At 72.4% G+C, this 16,751-nt stretch carries 15 protein-coding genes; 12 read left to right on the top strand and 3 right to left on the bottom strand.

The features are described 5' to 3' along the window. Window positions 1–138 precede the first annotated feature (138 nt). Complete coding sequence (gene modA / locus ACPYO6_RS07915) at window positions 139–912, top strand: molybdate ABC transporter substrate-binding protein (protein ID WP_425714313.1); 774 nt, start codon at window positions 139–141, stop codon at window positions 910–912. Beyond that, the gene (modB, locus tag ACPYO6_RS07920) at window positions 909–3,083 is read left to right on the top strand and encodes a molybdate ABC transporter permease subunit (protein ID WP_425714314.1); all 2,175 of its coding nucleotides are present in this window, start codon (window positions 909–911) and stop codon (window positions 3,081–3,083) included. Before modA ends, modB begins: the two co-directional genes overlap by 4 nt. A 68-nt stretch (window positions 3,084–3,151) precedes the next feature. On the opposite strand, the gene ACPYO6_RS07925 is transcribed toward modB, so the two are convergent. Then, window positions 3,152–3,385, bottom strand: coding sequence for a hypothetical protein (locus ACPYO6_RS07925; protein ID WP_425714315.1), 234 nt, complete (start codon window positions 3,383–3,385; stop codon window positions 3,152–3,154). A gap of 242 nt (window positions 3,386–3,627) precedes the next feature. On the opposite strand from ACPYO6_RS07925, the gene ACPYO6_RS07930 reads away from it, so the two are divergent. The 4 genes from ACPYO6_RS07930 (at window position 3,628) to ACPYO6_RS07945 (ending at window position 7,061) form a co-directional block, all read left to right on the top strand. Continuing rightward, a complete protein-coding gene (locus ACPYO6_RS07930) occupies window positions 3,628–4,176 on the top strand; it encodes a nucleotidyltransferase family protein (RefSeq protein WP_425714316.1) in 549 nt (182 codons plus the stop codon). 231 nt (window positions 4,177–4,407) lie between these two features. Continuing rightward, window positions 4,408–5,817, top strand: a complete 1,410-nt coding sequence (locus ACPYO6_RS07935; protein ID WP_425714317.1) for a UbiD family decarboxylase — start codon at window positions 4,408–4,410, stop codon at window positions 5,815–5,817. A 9-nt stretch (window positions 5,818–5,826) separates the two neighbouring features. Then, window positions 5,827–6,438, top strand: a complete 612-nt coding sequence (locus tag ACPYO6_RS07940; protein WP_425714318.1) for a UbiX family flavin prenyltransferase — start codon at window positions 5,827–5,829, stop codon at window positions 6,436–6,438. Window positions 6,439–6,509: 71 nt separating this feature from the next. Further along, entirely contained in the window at window positions 6,510–7,061 is a 552-nt protein-coding gene (locus tag ACPYO6_RS07945) for a gamma carbonic anhydrase family protein (protein WP_425714319.1), read from the top strand. Here the strand turns inward: ACPYO6_RS07945 and ACPYO6_RS07950 are convergent. Then, the gene (locus ACPYO6_RS07950; RefSeq protein WP_425714320.1) at window positions 7,016–7,831 is read right to left on the bottom strand and encodes an alpha/beta fold hydrolase; all 816 of its coding nucleotides are present in this window, start codon (window positions 7,829–7,831) and stop codon (window positions 7,016–7,018) included. The genes ACPYO6_RS07945 and ACPYO6_RS07950 overlap by 46 nt on opposite strands. After that, complete coding sequence (locus ACPYO6_RS07955; protein ID WP_425714321.1) at window positions 7,828–8,388, bottom strand: PadR family transcriptional regulator; 561 nt, start codon at window positions 8,386–8,388, stop codon at window positions 7,828–7,830. Before ACPYO6_RS07955 ends, ACPYO6_RS07950 begins: the two co-directional genes overlap by 4 nt. Window positions 8,389–8,478: 90 nt before the next feature. On the opposite strand from ACPYO6_RS07955, the gene ACPYO6_RS07960 reads away from it, so the two are divergent. The 6 genes from ACPYO6_RS07960 to ACPYO6_RS07985 are packed head-to-tail and all read left to right on the top strand — an operon-like array spanning window position 8,479 to window position 16,722. Further along, window positions 8,479–10,908: a xanthine dehydrogenase family protein molybdopterin-binding subunit gene (locus ACPYO6_RS07960; RefSeq protein ID WP_425714322.1), complete on the top strand. Its 2,430-nt coding sequence runs from the start codon at window positions 8,479–8,481 to the stop codon at window positions 10,906–10,908. A gap of 22 nt (window positions 10,909–10,930) precedes the next feature. Continuing rightward, window positions 10,931–11,710 (top strand): enoyl-CoA hydratase/isomerase family protein, encoded by a 780-nt coding sequence (locus tag ACPYO6_RS07965; RefSeq protein ID WP_425714323.1) that lies wholly within the window; start codon window positions 10,931–10,933, stop codon window positions 11,708–11,710. 1 nt (window position 11,711) lies between these two features. Then, window positions 11,712–12,614, top strand: a complete 903-nt coding sequence (locus tag ACPYO6_RS07970; protein WP_425714324.1) for an FAD binding domain-containing protein — start codon at window positions 11,712–11,714, stop codon at window positions 12,612–12,614. Continuing rightward, window positions 12,611–13,870 (top strand): 2Fe-2S iron-sulfur cluster-binding protein, encoded by a 1,260-nt coding sequence (locus ACPYO6_RS07975; RefSeq protein ID WP_425714325.1) that lies wholly within the window; start codon window positions 12,611–12,613, stop codon window positions 13,868–13,870. The genes ACPYO6_RS07970 and ACPYO6_RS07975 overlap by 4 nt, the downstream gene beginning before the upstream one ends. Before the next feature lie 3 nt (window positions 13,871–13,873). Continuing rightward, the gene (locus ACPYO6_RS07980) at window positions 13,874–15,442 is read left to right on the top strand and encodes a class I adenylate-forming enzyme family protein (RefSeq protein WP_425714326.1); all 1,569 of its coding nucleotides are present in this window, start codon (window positions 13,874–13,876) and stop codon (window positions 15,440–15,442) included. Beyond that, on the top strand, window positions 15,439–16,722 hold the full coding sequence (locus tag ACPYO6_RS07985; RefSeq protein WP_425714327.1) for a benzoate/H(+) symporter BenE family transporter: 1,284 nt from the start codon (window positions 15,439–15,441) through the stop codon (window positions 16,720–16,722). Before ACPYO6_RS07980 ends, ACPYO6_RS07985 begins: the two co-directional genes overlap by 4 nt. The last annotated feature ends 29 nt before the right edge of the window (window positions 16,723–16,751 follow it).

Raw genomic sequence — 16,751 nt, forward strand, 5'->3', positions numbered from 1 at the left:
GTTCACCGCCGGGGGTTCGTCGTCGTTGGGGATTCCGCATGTGCGACAAACGCCCCGGACGTACCCCGCATGTGCGGTGCTAATCTGACCGCCGCGCCGATTCCTCGGCGTCTCCCCGGATCGGAACGGATGGTTGTCGTGCGACGCAGCATCGGACGGGTGGCGTACGCCGCCGGCGCGCTCTCGGTCGCCCTCACGCTCACCGCCTGCGGGTCGGGCGACGACGAGGGCGAGTCCGGCTCGGACGGCGCCGGCGGTGGCGACGGCGGCGGGCTGACGATCTACGTCGCCGCCTCCATGGTCGACGTCCTCACGGCCGCGGCCGACGAGTGGACGGAGACGTCGGGTGTCGAGGTCTCCGTCGTCGGCGGCGGCTCGAACGACCTCGTCGACCAGCTCGTCGAGGGCGCGCCCGGTGACCTGCTCGTCACCGCGAACACGCCCACGATGGAGCGGGCGGTCGAGGAGGGTGCGGCCGAGGACCCGACCGACCTCGCCTCGAACACGCTCGTCGCGGCGCTCGCCCCGGACAACCCCGGCGGTATCGAGACGAGCGACGACGCGTGGGGCTCCGACCGGCTCGTGGTGTGCGCCCCCGAGGTGCCCTGCGGGACCGCGACCGAGTCGCTCGCCGAGCTCAGCGGCGCGGAGTACGACCCGGTCTCCCTCGAGCCCAACGTCACCGACACGGTCGGCAAGGTCGAGACGGGCGAGGCCGACGTCGGCATCGTCTACCAGACCGACGTCGGCGACCTCGAGTTCGTCGAGCTCGACCAGGCCGACGAGGTCGTCAACGTCTCGCAGGTCGCGCTCACCGCGGACGCGGGCGAGGACGCGCAGAGCCTGCTCGACCACTTCCTGTCCGAGGACGTGCGCTCGAGCCTCGACGAGGAGGGTTTCGGCCGCCCGTGACCCGCACCAGCTCCCCCCGCCCGGCCGCGGCCCCACCGTCCGCCGCGGTCGGTGGGGCGGGCCGGCACCCGGCGGTCGTCGCCGTCGGGCTCCTCGGTCTCGCCTGCCTGGTCGTCCCCCTGCTGGGGCTCGTCTCCCGGGTGGACTGGGCCGGCCTGCCGGAGACCCTCCGGCGTCCCGACCTGCTCGAGGCCCTGTGGCTCTCGCTGCGCACCTCGGCCACGGCGGCCGTGGTGACGATGCTCCTCGGCGTGCCGCTCGCGCTGTGGCTGTCCGGGCAGGCGCGACTCGCCCCGGTGGCGCGGCTCCTCGTCCTCCTGCCGCTCACGCTGCCGCCCGTGGTGGCCGGCCTCGCCCTCGTGGCGACCATCGGGCGCAACTCGCCGGTGGGCGCGGTGCTCGGCGCGATCGGCCTCGACATCGGCTTCACGACCACCGCCGTCGTCCTCGCGCAGGTCTTCGTCGCGCTGCCCTACGTGGTGGTGACGGTCGAGTCGGCCCTCCGCGTGCTCGACCCGGCGCCGGCCGACGCCGCGCGCGCCCTCGGTGCGGGGCGCTGGACGGTGCTGGTGCGGATCATCCTTCCCGCGGTCGCACCCGCAATCGTCACCGGCGCGGCGCTCGCCGCCGCCCGGGCCCTCGGAGAGTTCGGCGCGACCCTCACGTTCGCCGGCTCCCTGCCCGGCGAGACGCAGACGATGCCGACGGCGATCTACCTCTCCCGCGTCTCCGACCCCGAGGGCGCGTATGCCTTGGCGCTCGTCCTCATCCTCACAGCGATCGTGCTCATCGGCTCCGGCATGTGGCTCGCGGGCCGGCTCGCCGCCGGCGGTTCGCGTCGGGGCGTCGAGGACGATCCCGAGCCCGACGACGACGATCGGGTGCCGCTGCCGACCGCCCGTCCCTCCGACGCCGACGACGCGGTGGGAAGCCCGCGCGTCGACTCTCCTTCTGCCGAGAGTGCGGGTGGGAGCTCGCGTGCCGAGCCTTCTTCTGCCGAGAGTGCGGCTAAGGGCGCCGGTGCAGGGACCGATCCGGGACCGGTCGGGCTCGACGTCCGCGTCGCCCACCCCGTCCGGGACGTCGACGTCGAGGTGACCGTCCCGGCCGGCTCCGTCGTCGCGGTGGTCGGGCCCAACGGCGCGGGGAAATCGACCTTCGTGTCCGCCCTCGCCGGACTGCTGCCCGACGCCGAGACCGACGTGCGCGCCGGCGTCGGCTCGAATCCCGCGTACGGCACCGACGAGGCTGACGGCACACCCGCCACGAACGGCCCCGCCGGTGCGATCGCGCCGAGGACGGCCCTGCTCAGCCAGAACCCCGGGCTCCTGGTCAGTCAGAGGGCGGTCGACGCCGTCGCGCTCGGGCCGCGCATCCGCGGCGCGCGCACCCAGCCCGCCCGGGAGCAGGCGCGGGCGGCGCTGCGCCGTGTCGGTGCCGCGCACCTGGCGGACCGCCGCGTCGGCACGCTGAGCGGTGGGCAGCGCGCCCGGGTGGCGCTCGCGCGGGCGCTGTCGGTCGATCCCGACGTGCTCCTGCTCGACGAGCCGTTCGCTGCCCTCGACGTGGGGGCGGCCGCCGAGGTCCGGGCGGTGGTCCGTGACGTCATGCGCGGTCGCACCGGCATCCTCGTCACCCACAACCTGCTCGACGTGGCCACGCTCGCGGACCATGTCGTCGTGCTCACCGACGGCCGCGTCGCCGAGTCCGCGCCCGTGGCGGAGTTCCTCGCGGCGCCGCGCTCGGGCTTCGGGCGCCGCCTCACCGGGGTGACCTCGCTCGTCGGCGAGCGGACGGCCGGCGGTGGGGTTGCGGTCGCCGGGGTCGAGCTCATCGGCGTCGGGACGGCCTCCGACGGGGCGGGCGGAGGTACGGCTGCGCGCTCCGGGTCGGACGGCGACGCGCCCGCCGGGGGTCGATGCCTCGTGCACGTGCGAGCCGCGGACGCCCGGGCGAGCCTGGACGACGGCCCCGGCGTGCTGAGAGCCCGCCCGGTCGCGGTGACGGCCTCGATCGGCGCGATCCGCCTCGAGGTCGAGCTCGACGACGGTCAGACGCTCGACGTCGACGTCCCGCCCGGCTGGCCGGGGCTCGACTCGGACGTCGTCCAGGTCAGCGTCGAACGGTTCGTCACGAGCGACGACGACGGAACTGTCTGGGCGGACCGCTGACGGCCGGGACGCAGAAAGCGGGTGGTGCCTGCGATGCGCCGCGCCGGAGACGCGCGGTGCCGGCGTCGTCAGTGGGTGGCGCGGGACTCCCACCAGTCGGCCGTGTACCGCAGCCCGCCGTACCGCGGAGGGGTCACGGTCGCGGCGGGGCGGAACGACGACTCGACGTCGTCGACCAGCTCGGTGGACGGAAGCATCCAGGCCGCGTCGGGCGAGAGGGCCGAGGGGGCGCCCCGGAGGTCGTCCCCGGTCACGGTCGCTTGCGGCCTCGTGGGGCTGGTGGTCGCGTCGTTGCTGACCATCGCGGGTCTCCCTCCAGTTTCGTCGAAGTACCCAGGACCTACCGTCCCTGGTAGATGCGTGACCGTAGTCCATCACGAGGACGCGCGATGACGGGGGACGACACGTGGACAGTTCTCTCCGGGTGGCCCGAGCGGCGCGCCTGTGGACCCACGTGCGTGTGTCGCGAGCGGCGGTCGGTGGTGCGAGTCGCGACGGGTGGTGCGGACTTGGCGCGGGGCTGCGACCGGGGGAGGCTGACCGCATGGTGACGAGCAGGGCGCACGACCCGGGTCCGACGGTCGGCATGCTGCTCGCCGCCGGTGCGGGGCGGCGCTACGGCATGCCGAAGATCCTCGTGCCGGGCTGGCTCGCGCACGGCGTCGACGCGCTCCGCGTCGGCGGGTGCGACGAGGTCCTCGTCGTCACCGGTGCGGCCAGGCCCGAGCTGCCGGACGGCGCGGCCAAGGTGCACTGCCCCGGGTGGGAGCGGGGGATCGGCGCCTCGCTGCGCGCCGGTCTCGACGCGGTGCCGGCGGGGACCCGGCGCATGGCGATCCACCTCGTCGACTACCCGGACATCGGGCCCGACGTCGTGGCGCGGGTCCTCGCCGCCGCCGACGACGACCTCGTCCGGGCCTCGTTCGCCGGGCGGGCCCGGCACCCGGTCGTGGTCCCGGCCGCGCACCTTGGCCCCCTGCTGGCGGAACTGACCGACGACGACGGCGCAGCCCCCTACCTGCGCACCCAGGAGGTCCGGCTGGTCGAGTGCGGCGACCTGGCCGGGGGTGAGGACGTCGACACCCCGCGGTGACGGGCCTCCCGAGGGCGTGCGGACGAATGACGCCGCGCCGACCGTGGCGGTCGACCTTGACGCCCGTCCGATAGTCCGGCCAGGATGGTCCGAGACGGACTACGCGACGAGGCGACCGGATCGTGCCGAGCCGCCCGCCGGTCCGTCGGCACCGCTGCGTGGACACCCGGGTCGGTCGAGCCGGCCCAGAGGCGCAGGGCGCACCGATCCGGCGACCTGGAGGACGACACGATGACGGACCACGTGCAGGGCGAGGGAGTACCCCCCGGGGCCGACCTGCGGGGCTGGCTGGACCACCTCGCCGGAACCGACCGGCTCTCCGTCACACGGACGGGGCTCGGTCTCCGGCACGAGGTCGCCGCGGTCGCCAACCGTCTGGACGGGACGTCGGCCTCCCTGTTCCCGCACCCCGACGGGCACCCGGGCTCCGTCGTCTCGGGACTCCTCTCTCAGAGGTCCTGGATGGCGGAGGCCCTCGGGGTGGACGAGGGATCCCTCGTCCGCACCTTCGAGGAGGCGTGCCTGTCGCCGGTCCCGTGGGCCGAGGTCGCTGACGCCCCGGTCCAGGAGGTCGTGCACGACGACGTCGACCTCGAGCAGATCCTCCCGATCCCCACGCACAACGAGCACGACAGCGGCAGCTACATCACGGCCGGTCTGCTCATCTCGCGTCAGCGATCCACCGGTGCCCAGAACGTATCGATCCATCGCCTGCAGGTCAGCGGGCCCGACCGGCTCGGCGCCCTGCTCCTGCCCCGCCACACCCTGCGGTTCTTCGAGGAGCGGGAGAACGACGACGAGGACCTCGACATCGCCGTCGTCGTGGGCGTCGACCCGCTCACCCTCATGTCCTCGCAGGCGATCGTCCCGCTCGGGCAGGACGAGCTGGAGATCTCGGGCGCGCTGCGCGGCGCACCGCTGCGCGTGACGCGGTGCCTGACGAACGACGTCCGCGTCCCGGCCGACGCGGAGATCGTCATCGAGGGGCGCCTGGTGGCGAACCGGCGCGAGCCCGAGGGGCCGTTCGGGGAGTTCCCGCAGTACTACGGCGAGCGCGCCGAGCGGCACGTCATCGAGGTCGACCGTGTCACGCACCGCCGTGACCCGGTCTTCCACACCATCGTCGGAGGCGGGCTCGAGCACCTCCTGCTCGGTGGCATCCCGCGCGAGGCCTCGTTCCTGTCGCACCTGCGCAGGAGCTTCCCCTGTGTGCGGGACGTCCACCTCTCCCTCGGAGGCGTGTCGCGCTACCACCTGTACGTGCAGGTCGACTCGCCGCAGCCGGGCGAGGCGAAGAACGTCATCCTCGGGGCGCTCGCCACCCACTACGACATCAAGCACGTCACGGTGGTCGACACGGATGTCGACCTCCACGACCCGCGGGAGGTCGAGTGGGCGGTCGCGACCCGGTTCCAGGCGGACAGCGACCTCGTCGTCGTCGAGGGATCCCAGGGGTCGAAGCTGGATCCCTCCACGCAGGCGGGGGTGGGCGCCAAGCTCGGGTTCGACGCGACCGTTCCCGTGGGGTCGCCCGACATGAAGTTCCTCCGGATCCGCGTCCCCGGCGAGGCGGAGGTCGACCTCGACGCGGTCGTGGATCGATCGACCGGGGACTGGCGCAACTCCGTGGCGACGCGGTAGGGAGTGACGATGGACCTCAGTGACATGACCCCGCGCCTCATCGTCGGCATCACCGGTGCGTCCGGCGCGGCCTACGGCGTACGGATGCTCGAGGTGCTCCGGGACACGCCGGTCGAGACCCACCTCGTCGTCAGCAAGGCCGGCCGCCTGACGCTCGCCCAGGAGACGGGCATGCGGATGTCAGACCTCGACGACCTCGCCGACGTCGTGCACCCCAACCACGACATCGGAGCGACGATCTCGAGCGGCTCGTTCCGGACCATGGGGATGGTGGTGGCCCCGTGCTCGGTCAAGTCCATGTCCGAGATCGCCTCGGGTGTCACCTCGTCGCTCATCGCACGCGCCGCGGACGTTCAGCTCAAGGAGCGGCGGCGCCTCGTCCTCATGGTGCGGGAGACGCCCCTGCACCGGAACCACCTGCGCAGCATGGCCGAGCTGAGTGAGCTGGGCGCCGTCATCGCGCCGCCGGTGCCGGCCTTCTACACCCGTCCGACGTCCGTCGAGGAGGTCGTCGACCACTCGGTCGGGCGTGTGCTCGACCTCTTCGACATCGAGGTCGGTCTCGTGTCCCGATGGGCGGGAGTGTCGACGAACGCGAGGACGCCCGACGACGCTCGCTGAGCCGGGTGCGTCGATCGCCGGCGGCGGCCCGATGATTGGATGGCACGACCGTCGACGTCGAGGAGAACCCGATGCCTGAGAACACCGCCCGCTCCGCGCAGGTCCTGTCGCTGCCGGAAGGCGCGACGCCCGAGGTCGCGCCCGATGCGTTCGTCGCCCCCGGCTCGACCCTGGTCGGCCGTGTTCGCGCCGGCGAGCGCTCTAGCGTCTGGTACGGCGCCGTGCTGCGGGCGGACCTCAACGGCCAGGAGATCGTGCTCGGCGCGCGGAGCAACATCCAGGACAACGTGAGCGTCCACGTCGAGGTCGGGCACTCCACCCGCATCGGCGAGGGCGTGTCCGTCGGGCACAACGCCGTGGTCCACGCGGCCGAGATCGAGGACGACGTCCTCATCGGCATGGGCGCGGTCGTGCTCACGGGCGCCCGGATCGGCGCCGGCAGCCTCATCGCCGCGGGGACAGTCGTCCTCGAGGGCACGGAGATCCCGCCACGCTCGCTCGTCGCGGGGGTCCCGGGCAAGGTGCGCCGACAGACCACCGACGACGAGGTCGAGGCGATCCGTCGAAACGCCGAGACCTATCTCGAGCTGTCGGAGACCCACGCGGCCGCGCGCGGGGCCTGAGCGTCCGCGTCGCCCGCCGCCCGCCGGGCCGCGGCGTCGGCCCGCAGCCAGAAGTCCTCGACGAGAGCGCTGAACGGCTCGCCGACCAGCGGCACCATGTGGTTCCGCCCGGGCAGCACCGCACGTTCGGCCCCCGTGCCCGCAGCGAGCGTGTCGGCCACCGCCTCGAACCCGGCATGGTGCCCGCCGGAGACCACGAGCACAGGGAACGGGGCGGCGCGGAGCGCGGCAAGATCGGGGCGGGCCTCCCAGGGGCCGCGGGAGCCCATGACGGCGCGGACGCCGTCCGCGAGCGCGGCGGGAAGCGGTGGCCGTGGCCACGGGCGCTCGCCGATCGTGCGGGAGAAGCGGTCCCAGAACTCGAAGGGGTCCTCGACCTGTTCCGCCCACAGCGCCATGAGGCGCTCGCGGGTCTCCACCACCGTCGGGGCATCGGAGACGCCGAACGCGGGCGGCTCGACCAGCGTGAGCGACCGGACTGCGTGCGGCGCCAGGGCGGCGACGTACATGGCCGAGACGCCCCCGTTGGAGTGGCCAACGAGGTGGGCACCGTCCCCGAGGAGCCGGGCGTGCCCGGGCGCCTCCGTCTCGAAGTCGACCCGCACCCGCGGGCTGCAACCGTAGCCGGGCCGGTCCGGCGTCACGAGCGTCCACCGCTTCGCAAGCCCCCGCTGCATGCGCCACCCCGACGCACCCGTGGCGGCGTCGCAGTGCAGGAGAACCGCACGCGGGCCGCTCCCCGTCTCCGGCGCGTGGACCCCGCCTCTCATGCCCCCTGCCGCCGCTCGACCTGCGCGCTGACCTCGTCGGCGAGATCCGTCCAGAACTCCAGCGCCGCGTGCTCGATCCGCTGCCCGAGCCGGAGCGAGCGCAGCCGTGGTTCGAGCCGCGGATCTCCCTCGTATCGCGCCGCCATGTCGTCGTACACGCCGAGACGTTCGGTGTGCTGCCGGACCTGCTCCTCGGCGAGGCTCAGGAGGTCCTCGTCGGTGGCCAGCTCGCCGAGGAACAGCTTGAGCTCGGCGACGTCGCGGATCTGCATCGGGTCCGTCACCGGCTCGGCGAGCCACCGGGTGAGCTCAACGCGTCCGGCGGTGGTGAGGGAGAAGGTCTGGCGGCGCCGACCGTCGGACTCGGCCTCGACCTCGAGCAGTCCCGCCTCGGCGAGCCGGCGGGGCTCCGAGTAGAGCTGGGCGTGCGGGAAGGGCCAGAAGTAGCCGACCGAGCGCCCGACGGCCCGCTTGAGGTCGTACGAGGTGGACGGGCCGCGCAGCCCGATCAGTCCGAGGACGACGTAGGACGTCGTCGAGAGGCGCACCTTTGACATGCCGTCGACCGTACTCTAGGTTCATCCTCCGAGACGGACCGTACGAAACGGAGCGTAGAGGGCGACGTTGCCCCGTGGACGGAGGATGCGATGACCGGGGACGAGCCGGGACGGGAGAAGTTCGTGGGGCAGGGCCTCGCGCGCCTCGAGGACCCCGCGCTGCTCACGGGCCGCGGGCGATTCCTCGACGACCTCGACCCGCTGCCCGGCACGCTCGTCGCCGCGGTCGTGCGCAGTCCGCATCCGCACGCGTACATCCGGTCGGTCGACCTCGAGCGGGCGCGCGCGTACCCCGGCGTCGCTGCCGTCATCGGCCCCGACGAGGTGCTCGAGGCGCTCAAGCCGTTCCCGCTCTCGCTCCGCGCCCCGATGCCCTACTACCCGACGGGCACCGACAAGGTGCGGTTCGTCGGTGAGCCGGTCGCGGTCGTCGTCGCGACCGACCGGTACACCGCGGAGGACGCCGCCGAGCTCGTCCGGGTCGACTACGAGCTCCTGCCCGCCGTGGTCGACACCGCGAAGGCGCTCGAGCCGGGTGCGCCGCTGCTGCACGACACGGCGGAGAGCAACGTGGCCAGCGATCGCACCTTCACGTTCGGCGAGGTCGACGACGCGTTCGCCGCCGCCGCGCGCGTGGTGACCGGCGAGTACAGCTTTCCGCGGTACTCGTCGACCCCGATGGAGTGCTACTCGGTGATCGCCGAGTGGCGGGACGAGGCCGACGGGCCGCGCGTCACCGCCTACTCCAACTTCCACGGCCCGTTCTCGATGGTGCCGGTGCTGTCCGGTGCGCTGGGGATCGGGCCAGCCCAGCTCCGGCTGATCGTGCCCGAGGACAACGGGGGGAGCTTCGGCATCAAGGCCGGCATCTACCCGTACATCGCGCTCATGGCCCTCGCGAGCCGGCACGCGGGGCGGCCCGTCCGCTGGACCGAGGACCGCAACGAGCACCTGCTCGCGAGCTCGGCCGGCTCGGACCGGCTCATGCGCTTCTCCGCCGCCATCGACGCCGACGGGATGGTCCAGGCGCTCGACGTCGACTTCACCGAGAACGTCGGCGCCTACCTCCGACCCCCGGAACCCGCGACCCTCTACCGCTGCTTCGGCAACATCACCGGGGCCTACCGGATCGACGCCGTCCGGCTGCGGTCCCGCGCCGTCGTCACGAACAAGACGCCCACCGGGCTCAACCGGGGCTTCGGCGGCCAGCAGCTCTACTTCGGGCTCGAGCGCGTGATGGACAAGATCGCCCGCACGACCGGTACCGACCCGGTCGAGCTGCGGCGCCGCAACCTCGTGCGCACCGGCTCGTTCCCGTACGCCACGCCGACGGGCGGCATCTACGACTCCGGGGACTACGAGAGAGCCGTCGAGATGCTGCTCGAGTCGACGGGCTACGCGCAGCTGCGCGCCGAGCAGGCCGAGGCCCGGGCCCGGGGCGAGCTCGTCGGCAGCGGGGTCGCTCTCGTCGTCGAGCCCTCGGCCACCAACATCGGCTACGTCGGCCTCGCGACGCCGGCGGAGGACCGCCCGCCGGGGCGGGACAAGTCCGGGTCGACCGAGCACGTCCGCGTCACGGTCGACCCGTTCGGGGTGGTCTCGGTCCTCCTCGGCACCGTCCCGCAGGGTCAGGGGCACGCGACCGTCGCCCGTCAGGTCGTCGCCGACCAGCTCGGCCTGCCGCTCGAGCAGGTGGTCCCCAAGGTCGACATGGACACCGACAGCACCCCGTGGACAGTGACCTCGGGCAGCTACTCCTCGCGGTTCTCGCCGCTGCTGACCTCCGCGATCGTCGAGGCGACCGACCGGATCTCGGCCTCGATCAAGGTGGCCGCGAGCGTCCTCCTCCAGGCCGAGCCGCACGAGCTCGAGCTCGCCGACGGCCTCGTCCGCGTGGCTGCCGAGCCCGACCGGTCGGTGAAGTTCCGCCACGCGGCGGGGGTCGTGCACTGGGACCCGGGCTCGCTGCCGGACGGCGTGGACGCGTCCCTCTACGCCGAGGCGGCCTTCACCCCGCCCGAGGCGAAGGCCCCCTCGCGCACGGACCAGGTCAACTCCTCGCTGTGCTACGGATTCGTGGCCGAGCTCGTCCAGGTCCGGATCGACCCGGAGACCTACGAGATCTCCATCGAGAAGGTGACCGGCGTGCACGACGCGGGGACCGTGCTCAACCCCCTCCTCATCGAGGGCCAGGTGCACGGCGCGATCGTCCACGGGCTCGGTGGCGCGCTCTACGAGGAGATGGCCTACACCGAGTCCGGCCAGCCGACCTCGACGTTCATGGACTACCTCGTGCCGACGTCGGCCGAGGCGATGTTCCCCCTCGTGGGGAACCGGATCGTCACGCCGTCCCCGGTGACCCGCCTCGGCGCGAAGGGCTCCGGCGAGGGGAGCTCGATGAGCTTCCCCGTCGCGGTCGCCAACGCCGTCGAGGACGCGCTGTCCGAGCACGACGTCGAGATCTCGCGCCTCCCGCTCCACGGCAACGTCATCCACGACCTGCTGACCACCTCCCGCTGACCCACGAAGGAAGAGAGCCGACATGCCCCTGACCGGTGGAGACATCCGACTCGAGCGCAGCCACGACGGCCGCGTCGCCAACCTCACGCTCGACCACGGGCGCTTCAACATCGTGACGATGGAGACCCGCGCGCTCATGGCGGAGCGGTTCGCCGAGATCGACGCCGACAAGAACATCGGCGTCGTCGTCATCCGGGGCGAGGGCGAGCACTTCACCTCGGGCGGTGACATCGCCGGCTTCATGGAGGTCGAGCCGTTCGACCTCACCGACCTCGGCCAGGACATCACCGCGCCGGCGCGCTCGCCCAAGCCCGTCATCACCGCGGTGGACGGCTACTGCTTCGGCGTCGGCTTCGAGCTCGCCCTGTCGACCGACATCCGCCTCGCGACCGCGCGTTCGGAGTTCGCGCTGCCCGAGATGCGGCTCGGGATGATGCCGGGCAGCGGCGGGACCCAGCGGCTCGCCCGCCTCATCGGGCTCTCGCGGGCCAAGTACCACGTGCTCACGGCCGAGCGGATCAAGGCGCAGCAGGGTCTCGACTGGGGCCTGCTCGCGTCGGTGTCCGAGGACCGGGACGGGCTCGAGGCCGAGGTCGAGCGCATCGTGTCGACGCTGCTGGGCTACTCGCCGGTCGCCCTGCGCACCGCCAAGGAGGTCCTCGACCGCGGGATCGACGGCCCCCTGGCCACCGGTGTCGAGCTCGAGCGCAAGTCGTACTCGATGCTGCGCGCGACCCACGACTTCGCCGAGGGCGTCGCCGCGTTCACCGAGAAGCGCTCGCCGGTCTTCGAGGGCCGCTGACATGAAGGCCGCCCCCTTCGCCTACGTCCGTCCGACCCGGCTGGCGGACGTCGTCGCCGAGCTCGTCGCAGCGGACGAGCAGGGCGGCGGCAAGGTCATCGCCGGTGGACAGTCGCTCGTCCCCGTCCTTGCGATGCGGCTCGGCCGGCCGGGGACCCTCGTCGACATCACCCAGGTCCCCGAGCTCGGTCAGGTCGGTGTGTCCGACGGCGTCCTGCGGATCGGGGCGGCCGTCCGGCAGCGGCGCATCGAGCGTGAGTACCGAGGCACCGTCCCGTTGCTCAGCCAGGCACTCCCGTGGATCGGCCACCGGGAGATCCGCAGCCGGGGCACGGTGTGCGGTTCGCTCGCACACGCCGACCCCTCGTCGGAGCTCCCGGCGGTCGCGCTGTGCTTGGGCGCCACGCTCGACGTCGCGGGGCCGGACGGCCGGCGCCAGGTCGCGGCAGACGACTTCTTCGTCGGCGCGATGACGACGGCGCTGGGGCCGACCGACGTCGTGACCTCGGTGCGGATGCCCCTGCCGGGGCGGGGCGAAGGGTTCGGGTTCTCCGAGGTCGCTCGCCGGCACGGCGACTTCGCCCTCGCGGGCGTCGGTGTCCGGGTGCGGATCCGCGACGGCGAGATCCGCGACGCCCACGTCACGAGCTTCGGTGTCTCCGATCGCCCGCAGCGCCGGGACCTCGGCCCCGCGCTGGCCGAGGCCATCACGCGTTCCGACGGCTCGGCCACCGACCTGGCGTCCCGGCTGACCGAGGCGACCGACGCCATGGCCGCCGACGTCGTGACGACCGGGGGCGACTCGAGCGGGTCGCCCGCCTACCGGCGTCGGCTCGTCCGCACGCTCGCCGCCCGCGAGCTGGCCCGCGCATATACCTCGACCCTCCGGAGCGTCGCCGCATGAACCCCCCACGCCCGTTGTCCGCCACGCTCGACCGCCTCACCGGCCGCTCCGGGCGACAGGAGGAAGCTGCGTCCGAGACCCTCAGGGTCGAGGCGGGGGAGACCCTACGGGTCTCCTTCACCGTCAACGGCCGCCCCGCCACCGTCGACGTCGCGCCCCGCGTCACGCTCTCGGACGCGCTGCGCGACCACCTCGGCCTCACGGGCACGCACATCGGCTGCGAGCACGGGGTGTGCGGGATGTGCACCGTCGTGGTCGACGGCGACGCCGCGCGGGCCTGCCTCCTCCTGGCCTGCCAGCTCGAGGGCGCCGAGATCATGACGGTCGAGGGCCTCGGCAAGCCGGACGACCTCCACCCGCTCCAGGAGTCCTTCGGCAAGCACCACGCGCTCCAGTGCGGGTTCTGCACGCCCGGCCAGCTGATGAGCGCCTACGACCTGCTCGACCACGAGCCCGGGATCGACCGCGAGGAGCTGCCGGAGAAGATGTCCGGCGTCCTGTGCCGCTGCACGGGGTATCGCAACATCATGGACGCGGTCGCCGAGGTCGCCGAGGAGCATCCGGACGGCGTCCCGGCGCCCCGCAACTGCGCCTCAGCCGCGCTCCTCCCACGCGACAACGGGGGCGGGCGTGCGTCCGCCGCCGCGGAGCACGCGGAGGACGAGGACACCGGTCCCGTCGAGATCCGTATGCCGCAGACCGAGCCGACCGTGGCGATCGAGGTCGACGAGCAGGTCCGGGCCACCCCGGACGAGCTCTGGGCCGTCATGGCGGACACCGATCGGCTCGCCCGCTGCCTGCCGGGCGCCGAGCTCGTCGCCGACCTCGGGGACGACCGCTACAAGGGCCGCATCCGTGTGGCGCTCGGCCCGGTCAAGCTCGCCTTCGTCGGGGACATCCACGTGGCCGAGCGGGACGAGACCGACCGACGGATCGTCGCGCTCGCCCAGGCCGAGGACGCGGGCGGCGGGAACGTGCAGGCCGAGGTCCTCCTCTCCGTCTCGCCGGACGGTGAGGGCAGCGCCGTCCATGCCGAGGCCGACCTTCACATGACAGGACGGATCGCCCAGTTCGGGCGGTCCCTCGCGGGGGACGTGAGTCGAGAGATGTTCGGGCAGTTCACACGCGCGCTGGACGCCACGGCGCGCGGCGAGGAGCCCGTCACCACCGCACCACCGAGCGCGATCGCCATGGTCACGCAGCTCACCGCCGCGCGCCTGCGCGGCGTCGTCAACCGCATCACGAGGAGGAACTGATCGATGGAGATCGGACGCACGCTCGCCTGGACCGCGGAGCGGTTCCCCGACCGGCTCGGCTTCGCGGGGTCGAGGCGCATGACGTATCGCGAGTGGGACGAGCGCACGAATCAGATCGCCAACGCCGTGCTGGCGCTCGGCGTGCAGCCGGGCGACCGGGTGGCGATGTTCCTGTCGAACTCGGAGGTGATGGCGTCGACGCACCTCGCCCTGCAGAAGCTCGGGGTGCTCTCGACCCCGTTCAACATCCGGCTCTCCGGGCCTGAGCTCGCCTACTGCCTCGATGACGCCGAGCCCAAGGTGGTCGTCGTCGACGACCTTGCCCGGGCCGTCGCCGAGGAGGCCCTCGGGATGGCGACCGTCGCCCCGATCCTCCTGCACGCCGGTTCCGAGGTGCTGGCCGGCTCCGAGGACTTCGAGACCGTGGTCGCCGCCGCGGGTAGCGAGGCCCCGGACATCGTCGTCACCGAGGACGACCCGGCCGTCATGCTCTACACGTCCGGGACCACGGCGAAGCCCAAGGGTGTGCCGCGCACCCAGCGCAATGAGTTCGCCGCCTCTGCCGCGCACGTCATGCAGTGCAGCTACCAGTACGGCGAGTCCATGCTCGGCGCCATGCCGATGTACCACACGATGGGCCTGCGCTCGCTGCAGTCGATGCTCATCCTCGGCGGCACGTTCGTCGAGATGCCTGTCTACAACGCCCCGAAGGCTGTCGAGCTCATCGAGGCCGAGGAGATCTCGGCCCTCTACCTCGTGCCGACCGCCTTCTGGGCCCTCGCGCAGACCGGGCAGCTCGACCGGGTCGGGCGATCCGTGCGGAAGCTGGCCTTCGCAGGTGCGGCGATGACGTCGACCCTCTGCGAGCAGCTCGAGAAGGCCATCGAGCCCGAGGTGTTCGTCAACCACTACGGCTCCAGCGAGGTCTACACCTTCGCCATCGAGGAGAAGGCCGCCCGCAAGCCGGGCAGCGCCGGCCGTCCCGGGCTCTACTCCCGCCTCCGCGTGGTCGATCCCGGCTCGACGGACGTCCACGAGCAGCTGCCCGTCGACGTCGTCGGAGAGATCGTCGCCTCACTCGACTCCGACGAGGCGTTCCAGGGCTACTGGAAGCGACCCGACGCGGACGCGAAGTCGATCCGTGGGCGGTGGTACCACACCGGCGACCTCGGGCACATCGACGCCGACGGCGACCTCTGGGTCGACGGGCGGGTCGACGACATGATCATCACGGGCGGGGAGAACGTCCACCCCATCGAGGTCGAGGACGTCCTCTCACGCCACCCCGGCGTGTCCGAGGTCGCCGTCGTCGGTCTCAAGGACGAGAAGTGGGGCCAGGCCGTCACCGCGTTCGTCGTGCCGAGCGACGAGGCGGTCGACCCGACCGCCTTCGCGGCCGAGCTCCAGGAGTGGAGCCGGAACGAGGCTCCCCTCTCGCAGTACAAGAGGCCCAAGAAGGTCCTCGTCATCTCCGCCATCCCCAAGAGCCCTGTCGGGAAGATCCTGCGCCGCAAGCTCCTGGCCGGCGATTACCAGCTGCGTGTCGAGACGAAGGAGTCCAGCGCATCATGACGATCCACGAGCAGGAGCGCGATCAGGAACCCACACCCACCGTCGTCGAGCGAACTCTCGTCGAAGGTGGGCCCGGCTTCGCGTCCGGTCTGCGCGACCTGCCCAAGCACCTCAACATCTCGACCATCGGCGCCGCGTTCGTCGCTGCCATCTTCGGCTGCACCGGTCCCGCGCTCATCGTCATCAACGGTGGCCAGGCGAACGGCCTGACGGATGTCCAGATCTCGTCGTGGATCTTCGGCATCTACGTCTTCGGCGGACTCATCTCGTTCGTCATGGCGCTGTACTACAAGCTGCCGATCGTTGGGGCGTACAGCATCCCGGGAGCTGTCCTCGTCGTCGCAGCGCTGGCCGACTACACGTTCGGGGAGATGGTCGGAGCGTTCATCGCGGCCGGCGTCATCGTCCTCGTCATCGGACTGACGGGCCTCGTGCGGAAGGTCGCCACCTGGCTCCCGTTCCCGATCGTCATGGCGATGATCGCCGGGGCGCTCATCAGGTTCGGCACCGGGGTGGTCGACGCCGCCCAGGCGCTCCCGGTTGTCGTCGGTTCGGCCATCGTCGGGTACCTGCTGCTCTCGCGGTTCATCAAGAAGGTCCCGGGCGTCGTCGGTGCGCTCGTCTTCGGCGCGGTCGCCGCGGCGATCACCGGATCGTTCACGCCGCTGCCGGGCGGGCTCGTGCTCACCGCTCCCGAGCTCGTCATGCCGTCCTTCAGCCTCGGCGCGATCCTCGCCGTCGGCGTCCCGCTCGCCCTGCTCGTCATCGGCGCAGAGAACGCGCAGGCGATGGGTGTCCTCATGGTCGAGCGGTACCGGCCGCCGTTCAACTCGATGACGATCATCAGTGGAGTGGGCGGCATCCTCGCGCCGCTCTTCGGCGGCCACAACGCGAACATCGCGGGGCCCATGACCGCGATCTGCTCCTCGGAGCAGGCGGGGGAGGACAAGGACGGTCGCTACGCCGCCGCCGTCGTCAACGGCATCCTCTTCGTCCTGTTCGGTGTGCTTGCCAGCGTGGCGGTCGGGGCAGTCAGCACGTTGCCGCCCGAGCTCACCGCGGCGCTCGCCGGACTGGCCATGATCGGCGTGCTGCTCCAGGCGTTCCAGTCGAGCTTCCGGGACAAGCGCTTCCAGATCGGAGCGCTCGTCGCACTCGTCGTCGCCATGAGCGGACTGACCCTGTTCCACATCTCGGCGCCCTTCTGGTCGCTCGTCATCGGAGTCGTCACCTCGCTCGTCCTCGAGCCGAAGGACTTCGTGCGCCGCGACGACTCCTGACAGCCGGGCGAGTCACGACGCCCCCTCCT

Origin of the sequence: Georgenia sp. Z1344 (assembly GCF_049856295.1) — a bacterium.
Lineage (GTDB): Bacteria > Actinomycetota > Actinomycetes > Actinomycetales > Actinomycetaceae > JB111.